The sequence below is a fragment of the Pseudomonas sp. YuFO8 genome (assembly GCF_035065025.1).
Lineage (GTDB): Bacteria > Pseudomonadota > Gammaproteobacteria > Pseudomonadales > Pseudomonadaceae > Aquipseudomonas > Aquipseudomonas putida_AE.
On record NZ_JAXDEQ010000005.1, the window covers coordinates 210,264 to 222,670 of the forward strand.

Genomic DNA, 12,407 nt, shown 5'->3' on the forward strand with positions numbered 1-12,407 from the left:
GCCTCTTCGCGAGCAACTCGGTATCACAGGCTTTACGCCGCCAGCAGGCGCGATGCTTTGCCCTTCAACACCGCCAGATCAATCACCGGCACATGCATCTCCTTGGCCAGCTCATCCCACTGACGCATGCGCAAACTGACCGCGCACAACGGGTCCTGCTCGAATGCATCGGCCTCGGCCTCGGACATCACGCCGCCCTGATATTCCAAGGTGCGACGGCTGGCTTCGCTCAGACGCTCGTAATACCCCGGCTCTCTGAGCGTCAGATAGCGCTTGGCTTGAACGTGATATTCCACCAACCGCGCCATCCGCTCGCTGAAACCTGCACGGCGCAAATAATCAGCGCCCAACCGCTCATGACTCACTATGCCGAAGCCGCCCATGTTCTCGGCACTGTCGGTACAGATATGCCCGATGTCGTGAAAAAACGCTGCCAACACCACTTCGTCATCGAAGCCTTCGGCCATCGCCAGTTGCGCGGCCTGGGACATGTGCTCGATCTGCGACACCGGCTCGCCGATGTAGTCGCTGCCACCGAAGCGCTCGTACAAAGCGAACACTTCGGCGATTACCTGCTCGTTGCGTTGCATCAGATTTCTCCCAACAGGGTGGCGACGTTACGTTCGGCCATGGCCGGCCCGACACTCATGCCGACGCCGGTGTGCATCAATGCCACAGCCAGGCCTTTTGCCGGACGCAGGAACGAAAACGGTCCCGGCCCCTGTGAACCATAGACACCCTGCCAGCGTTCGACCACTTGCACTTTGCAGCCCAGCGTTTGCTCGGCCAACTCGATCATCCAGTCGTCGACCTGCTCGGCATTGAAGGGCGACGGATCACTGCCGTAATGGTGGGAGTCGCCAATGATCAACTCGCCATAGGGCGTCGGGCTGATCAGCAGGTGAATGCCGTGTTCATCCAGGTGCGGCACGTGCCGGAGAATCTCGGCCTGCACCGCCGCGGCTTCGGGCAAATCGGCGAAGGCACCGTAATGCACGCAGCTCAAACCGGTGAGCACTGCGTGTTGCAGGTTAAGGTTGATCTGCGGCCGGGCGCGGAGCATCTGCAGGCGGCAGATTTGCGGGGCGAGCTGGGCGAGCTGCTCGGCCAGCAACGTCTGATAGTCGTGACCGGAACAGAGGATAATCTGCTCGGCACTGAAACTGCCGGCGGTGCTGTGCAGGCGACCCGGTTCGATGTCGCGCACCAGGGTGGAGAAGTGAAACTCGACGCCCAGGTCGCGACGCAAAAAGTCGATCAGCGCCGGAATCGCTTCGCGCGAATACAGTTGCTGGTCGTCCATGCCGTGCAACGCCGCGCGGTGATGGCGGAACTGGCCGTTGTACAGATCACCCAGTTGGGCGTCACGCAGCAGCTCGACGCGGTAGCCGTGTTCCACGGCGCGACCGGCGCAAAAGGCTTCCAGCAACTGTTCTTCGGCTTCGGTGCGGGCGAACAGGTATGAGCCGTTGCGCTTGAGTTGCAGGCCGGCGAGCTGCGCCCAGTCGCCCCAGATGTCGCGACTGGCCCGGGCCAGCTCCAGCATCGGGCCCGGGGGTTGGCCGGTGACCAATGCCTGGCCGAAGTTGCGCACCGATGCGCCTAGAGGCGTTGCGCTGCGTTCGAAAACCCTGACCTTGAGACCGCGCTTGGCGGCGGCATAGGCATGGGACAGGCCCAGGATGCCGGCGCCGATGATCAGCATGTCGTTGTGTTGTGTCATCTAGAGGTGTCCTGAATTCAAAGCCGCTTTCGCTGGCAAGCCAGCTCCTACAGGGGTATGCGTTTACCTGTAGGAGCTGGCTTGCCAGCGAAGAGGCCCTGTCAGCCGATGAAGATCTTACTTGGCCGCCACTTTCTCGGACTTGCCGTCATAACGCTTGCGCCATTCGGTCAGGATCTCGTCGCGGTTTTTCGAAGCCCAGGCGAAGTCGTTCTTGATCAAACGCTGCTCGTAGTCCGCTGGCAGTTCGGTCTGCGGCTTGGCAATGCCTGGCTGCGCAAGAACCGCGAAGTTCTCCTTGTACAGATCCATCGCTTCGGCGCTGGCGGAGAAATCAGCCAGTTTCTTCGCCGCTTCTTCATGTGGAGTGCCCTTGATCACGGCCGTCGCTTCGATCTCCCAGCCCAGGCCTTCCTTCGGCAGGATGATGTCCAGCGGTGCGCCTTGGCGTTTCAGCTGAACAGCCGGGTATTCAAAGGAAATGCCGATCGGGAATTCCCCTGCCGCCGCCAGTTTGCAAGGCTTGGAACCAGAGTGAACGTACTGGCCGATGTTCTGGTGCAGGCCGTCCATGTACGCCCAGCCCTGCTTCTCGCCGAAAGTCTGCAGCCAGGCGCTGACGTCGAGGAAACCGGTGCCGGACGATGCCGGGTTAGGCATGACGATCTTGCCTTTGTATTCAGGCTTGGTCAGGTCCTGCCAGCTCACGGGCTTGGTCAGGCCCTGTTTCTCGGCTTCGACGGTGTTGAAGCAAATGGTCGCGGCCCAGACGTCCATACCGACCCATGCAGGTGGGTTGGCGGCGTCGCGATAGTTGGCGCCGATCTTGCCCAGGTCTTTTGGCGCGTAGCTTTGCAGCATGCCTTGCTGGTCGAGGATCGCCAGGCTCGAAGCGGCCAGGCCCCACACGGCGTCAGCCTGCGGACGGGCTTTTTCGGCCAGCAGTTTGGCGGTGATGATGCCGGTGGAATCGCGCACCCATTTGATCTCGACGTCCGGGTTGGCCTTTTCGAAAGCTTCTTTGTAGGTCTTCAGCTGTTCGGCTTCGAGGGCGGTGTACACCGTCAACTCGGTTTTCGCCGCAAAGGCGTTCAGGCTGAAAGCGGTGAGGACAGCAGCGGCCAGGGCCATAGGCTTGAACATGATCTTTTCCTGTATTTGAGTTGAGGGTATGAATCAGTGACCGGGCGCGGTCTGCCGCCAGGCTTGCGAGCGGCGCAGCAAACCGCGCGAAGCCCAGGCCAGCAGCAGGGACACGCCCGCCGAGGTGAACAGAATCAGGGTCGACATCGCCGCCGCACCGCCGACGTTGCCGGCGTCGTCCATGTTCAGCACCGCCACCGCCGCGAGGATGGTGTCGGGGCTGTAGAGGAAGATCGCCGCCGAGACGGTGGTCATGGCCGAGACGAACAGGTAGCGCACGATGTCCAGCAGCGCGGGCAGACAGATCGGCACGGTGACCCGCAGGTAGTGCCGATACAGCGGCGCCTTGAGCGACAGCGCGGCGGCTTCGAACTCGGCATCGAGTTGGCGCAGCGCGGTGGTGGCGGTCATTTGCGCAGTGGTCAAATAGTGAGCAATGGTGCAGACCACTAACAGCGTCATGGTCCCGTAGAGCACGTGCAGCGGGTTGCCGGTGAGGTTGAAGAAGAAGACGTAACCCAGCCCCAGCACCAGCCCCGGCACCGCCATCGGTACGAAACTGAGCATTCGCAGGGTCAGGTTAAGCCCGCGTTGGCCCCTGGTTTTTTCCATCAGGTAGGCACCGGTGAAAATCAGCACACTGCCGATCAGCGCCGTGCACAACGCCATCTTCACGCTGTTGCCATAGGCCAGCCAGCCACCGCCAGCGGTTTCGTTGAACTGGTAGTGGTTGAGCGACAGCGACAGGTTGTACGGCCAGAACTTCACCAGGGACGAGAACACCGCCATGCCGAACACCAGCAGCAATGCGCTGCAGATCAGCAGGACCACGACCAGGTAGCAGCCGTCGCGCAGTTTCGAGGGCGCAGGCTTGAACACCTGGGCACGACCGCTCATGGAATCGCCATGACGGCGACGCAACCAGGCATCGACCCCGAAGCTGAACAGCGCCGGCAGCAACAGCACCATGCCGATCAATGCGCCGCGACCGAACTGTTGCTGGCCGACCACCGCCTTGTAGGCTTCCAGCGCCAGCACCTGATAGTCGCCACCGACCACCACGGGTACGCCGAAGTCAGTGATGGTCAGGGTGAACACCAGGCAGAACGCGGCGAATACCGCCTGGCGGGTCGCTGGCCAGGTGATGCTGCGGAAGGCTTTTGCCGGGCTGGCACCCATGCTGGAAGCGGCATCGAACAGGCGCGCATCCGCCAGGGACAGGGCCGACAGCAGGATCATCAAGGCATGCGGAAAGGTGTAGATGACTTCACCGAGCACAATGCCCCAGAAGCCGTAGATGTTGTCCGAGAGCAAGCTACGCAGCATGCCCTGGTTGCCGAACAGGTACACCAGCGCGATGCCGGGCAGCATCGACGGCGCCATCAACGGCAGCAGTGAAATGCCACGCCAGATGCCTTTGCCGGGAATCAGGGTGCGTTGCAGCGCGTAGGCAAACAGGTAGGCCAGCGGTACGACAATGGCCGCCACGCTGAGGGACACCTTCAGGCTGTTGCCGAGCAACCAGTGGAAGTTCTCGCTGGTCACCAGCTCTTTGGCAGCGACCCAACCACCCCCCTGCCCGGCCTCGGCGCTGAAGCCACGCCAGAAGATCGCCAGCAACGGCATCAATACGGCGACGCCCAACAACGCCAGCAGAAGGACTTTGCCGCCGACCACGAACAGCCGGTCGCCGATCTCGGCACGGGAAGTCTGCCGCACCTGATTTTGCGGCAGCGGCAGCGCGATATTCGCGCTCATCAGGCAAACACCTGCAGGCTGCGTGGCGGCAAGGCGACCATGATCTGCTGGGCGCCCAGGCGCGGCATGGCTTCCGGTGCCAGCTCCGCCAACAGCGCATGACCCGGCAATTGATCGAGTTCGAAACTCATGCGGCAACGGTTACCGAGGAAGGTGATTTCCCGAACCTTGGCCGGGAACAGGTTTTCCTCGTGCACCAGCGGGTTGACGTTGATCGCTTCCGGACGGCAGAACAGACGGCCCGACGCGGTCTTGGCGCCGCCATCGGCGAGGCGCATGCTCATCCCGCCGACCTGGGCGTGGTTGTCGCTGCTGCGCTGGAACGGCAACCAGTTGCCCTGGCCGACGAACTCCGCCACGAACGGCGTGGCCGGACGGTTGTAGATTTCCTGCGGCGTGGCGTACTGCTCGACCTTGCCGTTGTTCATCACGGCAATGCGGTCGGCCATCAGCATGGCCTCGTCCTGATTGTGGGTGACCATCAGGGTGGTGATGCCGAGGCTGCGTTGCAGCTGGCGCAGCTCGGTGCACAGGTGCTCACGCACGCGGGCATCGAGGGCCGACATCGGTTCGTCCAGCAGCAACAAAGAAGGTGCCGGGGCCAAGGCGCGAGCCAGCGCCACGCGCTGCTGCTGGCCGCCGGACAATTGGCCGGGGTACTTTTTCTCGCTGCCGCCAAGGCCCACCAGTTCCAGCATCTGGCCAACGCGCTGGCGCACCTGGTCGCGACCACTGCCGGCCAGGCCGTAGGCAATATTGGCTTCGACGGTGAGATTGGGAAACAGCGCGTAGGACTGAAACAGAATGCCGTAGTCTCGCGCCTGGGGCGCCAGGTGGGAAACGTCGCGATCGCCCAGGTACAGCTCGCCGCTGTCCTGCTTCTCCAGACCGGCGATGCAACGCAGCAAGGTGGTTTTGCCACAGCCCGAAGGGCCCAACAGGCACACCAGTTCACCGGCCGCCACGTCGAGGGAAACATTGTCCAGCGCGGTAAAGGCGCCAAAGCGCTTCTGTACACCGCGCACCTTCATGGGCGCGCCGGGGTTGGTCAGGGCGGTTGCGATCGAGTTGTTCATGGACGGACCTCATCTGGCAGATGGGGCCATCCTAGGGTTGTAATGCGTCCGTCATGTGGCAGTAAGGCAAAAACTGCCGATAGTGGTATTCGAGGATTTTGGTTCGGTGTCTGTGCTGACCCCTTCGCTGGCAAGCCAGCTCCTACAGTTTATCGCATTCCCCTGTAGGAGCTGGCTTGCCAGCGAAGAGGACCGAACAATCACCGCAGAGCTCAGGCCGGAGACATTTCCTGCGCCAACCCCAGGAACGCCGCCGGCAACCGGGCGTTTTTTCTATCTTTGAGGCAGTACAGATATTCAGGAATCTGCGGCGCATCCTCGATCGTCAGCACCCGCAACTGCGGATCGTGCGGCACTTCCTGGCGGGCGATGATGCTGATGCCGATGTTGCGCAACACCGCCTCGCGGATCGACTCGCGGCTGCCGATTTCCAGCAGCGGCCCGAAACACACACCGGCGCTCGCGAGCAATTCTTCGGTCAAACGACGGGTGGTCGAACCCGGTTCGCGCATCAACAAGGTATGCCCCGCCAAGGCACCCAGCGACACGTGATCGTGAACCGCCAGCGGATGATTGCGATGCACCGCCAGCACCAGCGGATCACTGCCGAGCACCCGCCGAATCAGCCGCGCATCCTCCAGCAACTGCGAGGACGCCGCGACATCGACCCGATAGTCCTCGAGCGCTTCCAGCACTTGCTGGGAGTTGCCGATCTCCACCGACACTTCCACCTGCGGCAGGCGCTCGCGGAAGGTCTTCACCAGGTCAAGGATGTAATACGGCGCCGTGGCGGCAATGCGCAACGCGCCTTGGACCTGCCCGCTGTTGCGCAGGAAAAACTCGATGTCGGCTTCCTGCTGCAGCAGCGCCTTGACCATCGGCAACAGCCGCGCACCCTCATCGCTGACGCTGAGACGGCGGCCGCCTCGGTAGAACAATTCAACCGAGTACTGGCTTTCCAGGTTGCGAATCTGGGTGGTCACCGTGGGTTGGCTCAAGCCGAGCTTTTTCGCTGCCAAGGTGATGCTGCCCAGGCGGGCAACCATGTAAAACGCCTTCAGCTCGGCACTCAGCACAACCGTCCCTCATCGTCTATTTGCGCAACAGGCGCAGTCCATTGAACACCACCAACAGGCTCACGCCCATGTCGGCAAACACCGCCATCCACATGGTAGCGAGCCCGGCGAAGGTTACCCCAAGAAAGATCGCCTTGATCACCAATGCCAGGGCGATGTTCTGCTTGAGGATGCTCGAGGTCTGGCGCGACAGGCGAATGAACGCCGGGATTTTACGCAGATCGTCGTCCATCAGGGCGACATCCGCGGTTTCGATGGCCGTGTCGGTACCCGCGGCCGCCATGGCGAAACCAATTTCGGAACGGGCCAATCCCGGCGCGTCATTGATGCCGTCACCCACCATGCCGACGTTATGCCCTTTGGCATACAGCGCTTCGATCGCCTGCAACTTGTCGCTGGGCAGCAGATCGCCCTTGGCCTCGTCGATGCCGACCTGGGCGGCAATCGCCTGGGCGGTGTGCACGTTGTCGCCCGTGAGCATCAGGGTCTTGATGCCCAGCTCATGCAGCTGCTGGATCGCTTCGCGGCTGGATTCCTTCACCGTGTCGGCCACGGCGAACAGCGCTAAAGGACCGGATTGATCTAGCAGCAGTACTACGGATTTACCCTGCTTTTCCAGCGCGAACAGCTTCTCCTCCAGCTCGGGCGAGCACAGGTTCAGCTCTTCCACCAGCCGATGGTTGCCCAGGTGATAGGTCTGACCATTGATATCACCGCGCACCCCGCGCCCGGCCAGTGCCTCGAAATTATCCACAACCAACGGCGCGAGTTGTTTATCCACAGCCGCATTGGCGATGGCCAGCGACACCGGGTGATCCGAACGACCGGCCAGCGCGGCGGCAAGCGCCGGAGCAGATTCGTCGGCAGTCGGGTCAAGCGACAGATAATCGGTCTGCACCGGCTTGCCATGGGTGATGGTTCCGGTTTTATCCAGCGCCAGGTAGTCGAGCTTGTAGCCGCCTTCCAGATAAACGCCGCCCTTCACCAGAATGCCCTTGCGCGCGGCGGCGGCGAGCCCACTGACGATGGTCACCGGGGTGGAAATCACCAGTGCGCAGGGGCACGCGACCACCAGCAAGACCAGTGCGCGATAGATCCAGTCGAACCACAACGCGTCCATGAACAGTGGCGGAATCACTGCCACTGCGAGGGCTAGGATGAACACGGCCGGCGTGTAGATTTTCGAAAACTGGTCAACGAATCGCTGGGTGGGTGCCCGCGCGCCTTGAGCCTGTTCGACGGCGTGGATGATCCGCGCCAGCGTCGAATGGTTCGCTTCAGCAGTCACGGCATATTCAAGGGAACCGGCCTGATTGATGGTGCCAGCGAACACCTTGTCGCCAACTGATTTCTCCACCGGCAGGCTTTCACCGGTGATCGGCGCCTGGTCGATGGTCGAACTGCCGGACACAACTTCACCGTCCAGACCGATGCGCTCGCCAGGTCGCACCCTCACCCGCGCACCGAGCTGGATGGTTTTGACATCTTGCGTGGTCCAGCTGCCATCGGCCTGCAACACCGTGGCCTGTTCCGGGGTCATCTGCATCAGGCCGCTGATGGCGTTGCGCGCCCGGTCCAGGGATTTGGCCTCGATCAACTCGGCCACGGTGAACAGGAACATCACCATCGCCGCTTCCGGCCACTGCCCGATGAGGATCGCGCCGGTCACGGCGATACTCATCAGTGCGTTGATGTTCAGGTTGAGGTTCTTAAGCGCGATCCAGCCTTTTTTATAGGTACCGAGGCCGCCGCTGAGGATCGAGACCAGCGCAATGATCGCTACCACCCAGTTAGGCGCAGCGTTGGTGAAATGGATGACTTCGGCGGCCAGCGCGCCAATGCCCGACAGCGCCAGGGGCCACCAGGGCTTTTTCTCTGGGGCCGGCGCGGGTGATTCAACGCCCTTCTCTATCGGCTCGGCCTGCATGCCGAGGGACTTGATGGCGTCGATGATCGGCGCGGTGCTCGGCAGGTCATGGGTGACGCCCAACACACGGTTGATCAGGTTGAATTCCAGCTGCTGCACACCCGCCAGCTTGCCGAGTTTGTTCTGGATCAGTGTTTGCTCGGTCGGACAATCCATGGCCTCAATGCGGAAACTGCTCAGCCGCGCGCCAGCGGTCGGCGTTTCGCTCAACTTGATCAGCGATGGTGCTGCTTTCGACGAACAGCAGGAATCACCATGACTGCCATGGGCATGTTTCTGCACAGGCTGCAGTTTGTGGCTGTGATCGTGCTCAGCCTCGGGTTTGTGGGTATGAAGGGAATCGCTCATCAGGTCGCGTCCTTGAAGGTGCCTGTTGCCAAGTAAAGACCCTGTAGCCACTATAGGGTCAAGCACCCATTTGGAGATTGCCGTCATGAAGATTGGAGAACTCGCCAAACTCACCGACTGCGCCGTAGAAACCATCCGCTACTACGAACGCGAGAACCTGCTGCCGGAGCCGGCCCGCAGTGACGGCAACTACCGCGTCTATACACAGGCCCACGCCGAACGCCTGACCTTCATCCGCAACTGCCGCACCCTCGACATGACCCTCGAGGAAATCCGCAGCCTGCTGGCCTTTCGCGACAGTCCGCAGGATCAGTGTGAAAGCGTGAATGCGTTGATCGACGAGCACATCCACCACGTCAAGGCGCGGATCGATGGGTTGATGGCGTTGCAGACACAGTTGCTCAACCTGCGCCAACGCTGTGGTGAAGGGCCGGATGTCGATCAGTGCGGGATTTTGCAGCGGTTGGAGGTGAGTGGCGGGGTTGTGGCGACGGAGGTGGAGCATTCCCATGTCGGGAGAAGTCATGGGCATTGAGGACGCCATCGCTGGCAAGCCAGCTCCTACAGGTTCGGTGTGATCCTGTAGGAGCTGGCTTGCCAGCGATCACCGCGAAGCGGTGCCAGTCAGACGGCCATTGGCGCGGTCATCGGTGCGTGGTGCTGGTAGCCCTCAAGCGAGAAATCGCTCGGCTCCACCAACTCCAGCCACTCCGGCTGATAAACACCGGTCTTGGCAAACTCCGGCACACGGTCACTGATCACCAGTTTCGGCATCGGGAACGGCTCGCGCTTGAGCTGTTCGTTGAGCATGTCCAGGTGATTTTCGTAGACGTGGGCATCACCGATGAAATAGGTGAACCAGCGCGGCGTGTAGCCGGTCAGGCGCCCGATCAGGCTCAGCAACGCGGCGCCTTCGGTGAGGTTGAACGGCGTGCCCAGGCCCAGGTCGTTGGAACGGATGTAGAGGGTCAGGGAAATCTCCCTGGTCTCTACATTCGGGTGGAACTGGTACAGCAGATGGCACGGCGGCAAGGCCATTTCATCGAGCTGGGCGACGTTCCAGCCGTGGAACAGGATGCGGCGGCTGCCCGGGTCCTTGATGATGGTGTCGACGCACTGGCGAACCTGGTCGATGGCCTTGTACAGCACCACGTAGGCCTGGCCATCTTCTTCGCCTTCGGCGATCTGGCGGTAGCCTTGCTTCAGGGTCTGCTCGATGGCGGCCGGGTTGCTCACCGGGATCTGTTTGTATGCCGGCCATTTGCGCCATTGCACGCCGTAGATTTCACCGAGGTCGTCTTCACCCTGGCGGAACGGGTTGGCCAGCCACTGGGCGTTTTCGTTGGCGTTCTGGTCCCAGACCTTGCAGCCCAACGCACGGAATTCGGCGGCATTGTTCACGCCACGCAGGAACCCGCACATTTCGCCGATGGCCGATTTAAAGGCCATCTTGCGCGTGGTGATCGCCGGGAAACCTTCCTTCAGGTCGTAGCGCAGCATCGCGCCCGGAAAGCTGATGGTGTTCACGCTCGTGCGGTTGGCCTGTTTGGTGCCGTTCTTGATGACGTGGGCGACCAGTTCGAGATATTGCTTCATGAGTTACCTGTGTCCTTGAACCCGCAGCCATCGCTACGGGGTTCGAATTTTATACGGCTGCCGCTGGAGTTGCCGGGGCGCGGTGATACGCCAGCCAGATCAGGAACAGCCCGCCGACGATCATCGGTACGCACAGCACCTGGCCCATGGTCAGCCAGTTCCAGGCCAGATAGCCCAGTTGCGCATCCGGGACGCGGACGAATTCGACGATGAAACGGAAGATGCCATAGAACAGCGCGAACATCCCCGACACCGCCATGGTCGGCCGCGGCTTGCGCGAGTACAGCCAGAGGATCAGGAACAGCGCCACGCCTTCGAGCGCGAACTGATACAGCTGCGAGGGGTGACGCGCCAGTTGCGCCGGGTCGGTCGGGAAGACCATCGCCCACGGCACGTCGGTTGCCTTGCCCCATAACTCGGCGTTGATGAAGTTGCCGATACGTCCGGCGCCCAGGCCGATCGGCACCATCGGCGCGACGAAATCCATCAGCTGGAAAAACGACTTGTTGTTCTTTTTACCGAACCACAAGGCCGCCAGCATCACGCCGATGAAGCCGCCGTGGAACGACATGCCGCCCTTCCACACTTCAAAGATCAGCAGCGGGTTGGCGATATAGGCGCTCAGGTCGTAGAACAGCACGTAGCCCAACCTGCCGCCGACGATCACCCCCATCGACATCCAGAACACCATGTCGGAGAGCTTCTCCTTGGTCCAGGTCGGGTCGAAGCGGTTCAACCGGCGCGACGCCAGCAGCCAGGCGCCGCCGATGCCGATCAGGTACATCAACCCGTACCAGTGGATTTTCAGCGGACCGATGGCCAGGGCCACCGGGTCGATCTGCGGGTAAGGCAGCATTGCGACTCCTCATGAGTTCAAATCAATTCCCGGGCGACGCTGCCACCTCAGGATTAAGCCAGGATTGTGCTGCCCGTCAGAGCAGATGCTTCAGACTAGAAAGCTCAGACCGACGCAGAACAGCAAAGCGGCAAACAGTCTTTTCAGCAACCTGGGCGACAGATTGTGCGCCAGTCGCGCGCCGAAGCGGGCGAAGACCATGCTGGTCAGGGCAATGCCCAACAACGCCGGCAAATAAATGAAACCGAGACTATGGGCTGGCAGCAATGGATCGTGCCAGCCCAGAATCATGAAAAATAATGCACTGGACAATGCAATCGGCAGGCCGCAGGCCGATGACGTCGCCACCGCTTGCTGCATCGGCACGCTGCGCCAGGTCAGGAACGGCACGGTCAGCGAACCGCCGCCAATGCCGAAAATCGCCGAAGCCCAGCCAATCACGCTGCCGGCAACAGTCAGACCGACTTTCCCCGGCACCGTTCGGCTGGCCTTGGGCCTGAGGTCCAACGCCAGCTGCGCGGCGATGACCAGGGCGAACACGCCGATGATCTTTTGCAGGTTGGGCCCGGAGATCGCTTCGGCGGTCAGTGCGCCAAAACCCGCACCGATCAGGATACCCAGGGTCATCCACGCAAAAACTGGCCAGCGCACCGCCCCGCGGCGGTGATGCTCACGAATGGCGTTGACCGAGGTAAAGATGATCGTCGCCAGCGAGGTGCCCACGGCCAGGTGCGTGAGGATCGACGGATCAAATCCCTGCGCTTTGAAACTGAACACCAGCACCGGGACGATGATGATTCCACCCCCCACGCCGAACAGCCCGGCCAGCACTCCGGCACAGGCGCCAAGCGCCAGATAGAGCAGAAATTCCATGCTGTTTCCCCACCCAACCCCAAAACCGGAG

The 12,407-nt window shown here is 61.6% G+C and carries 11 protein-coding genes; 1 reads left to right on the forward strand and 10 read right to left on the reverse strand.

Features of this window, described 5'->3' with window-relative positions; all coding sequences use genetic code 11:
* Positions 1-32: 32 nt before the first annotated feature.
* From SOP95_RS07095 to SOP95_RS07125, 7 genes are all read right to left on the reverse strand, one after another.
* Entirely contained in the window at positions 33-590 is a 558-nt protein-coding gene (locus tag SOP95_RS07095) for a phosphonate degradation HD-domain oxygenase (protein WP_274075686.1), read from the reverse strand.
* Positions 590-1,723 (reverse strand): TIGR03364 family FAD-dependent oxidoreductase, encoded by a 1,134-nt coding sequence (locus tag SOP95_RS07100; protein ID WP_323606641.1) that lies wholly within the window; start codon positions 1,721-1,723, stop codon positions 590-592. Before SOP95_RS07100 ends, SOP95_RS07095 begins: the two co-directional genes overlap by 1 nt.
* Before the next feature lie 117 nt (positions 1,724-1,840).
* On the reverse strand, positions 1,841-2,866 hold the full coding sequence (locus tag SOP95_RS07105; RefSeq protein WP_274075688.1) for a putative 2-aminoethylphosphonate ABC transporter substrate-binding protein: 1,026 nt from the start codon (positions 2,864-2,866) through the stop codon (positions 1,841-1,843).
* Between the two features lie 33 nt (positions 2,867-2,899).
* Complete coding sequence (locus SOP95_RS07110; protein ID WP_323606642.1) at positions 2,900-4,624, reverse strand: putative 2-aminoethylphosphonate ABC transporter permease subunit; 1,725 nt, start codon at positions 4,622-4,624, stop codon at positions 2,900-2,902.
* On the reverse strand, positions 4,624-5,700 hold the full coding sequence (locus SOP95_RS07115; protein ID WP_323606643.1) for a putative 2-aminoethylphosphonate ABC transporter ATP-binding protein: 1,077 nt from the start codon (positions 5,698-5,700) through the stop codon (positions 4,624-4,626). Before SOP95_RS07115 ends, SOP95_RS07110 begins: the two co-directional genes overlap by 1 nt.
* Before the next feature lie 212 nt (positions 5,701-5,912).
* The gene (locus tag SOP95_RS07120) at positions 5,913-6,776 is read right to left on the reverse strand and encodes a LysR family transcriptional regulator (RefSeq protein WP_323606644.1); all 864 of its coding nucleotides are present in this window, start codon (positions 6,774-6,776) and stop codon (positions 5,913-5,915) included.
* A gap of 16 nt (positions 6,777-6,792) precedes the next feature.
* Complete coding sequence (locus tag SOP95_RS07125) at positions 6,793-9,051, reverse strand: heavy metal translocating P-type ATPase (RefSeq protein WP_323606645.1); 2,259 nt, start codon at positions 9,049-9,051, stop codon at positions 6,793-6,795.
* An 85-nt stretch (positions 9,052-9,136) separates the two neighbouring features.
* Here SOP95_RS07125 and cadR point away from each other — a divergent pair, with 85 nt between their 5' ends.
* A complete protein-coding gene (gene cadR, locus SOP95_RS07130) occupies positions 9,137-9,586 on the forward strand; it encodes a Cd(II)/Pb(II)-responsive transcriptional regulator (RefSeq protein WP_274075693.1) in 450 nt (149 codons plus the stop codon).
* Positions 9,587-9,675: 89 nt separating this feature from the next.
* On the opposite strand, the gene SOP95_RS07135 is transcribed toward cadR, so the two are convergent.
* From SOP95_RS07135 to SOP95_RS07145, 3 genes are all read right to left on the reverse strand, one after another.
* Positions 9,676-10,647, reverse strand: a complete 972-nt coding sequence (locus SOP95_RS07135; RefSeq protein ID WP_323606646.1) for a thymidylate synthase — start codon at positions 10,645-10,647, stop codon at positions 9,676-9,678.
* Positions 10,648-10,696: 49 nt separating this feature from the next.
* A complete protein-coding gene (gene lgt, locus SOP95_RS07140) occupies positions 10,697-11,503 on the reverse strand; it encodes a prolipoprotein diacylglyceryl transferase (protein WP_274073600.1) in 807 nt (268 codons plus the stop codon).
* Positions 11,504-11,593: 90 nt separating this feature from the next.
* Positions 11,594-12,376 carry a sulfite exporter TauE/SafE family protein gene (locus tag SOP95_RS07145; protein WP_274073601.1) on the reverse strand — a complete coding sequence of 261 codons (783 nt, stop codon included), beginning with the start codon at positions 12,374-12,376 and terminating at the stop codon, positions 11,594-11,596.
* Positions 12,377-12,407 lie beyond the last annotated feature (31 nt).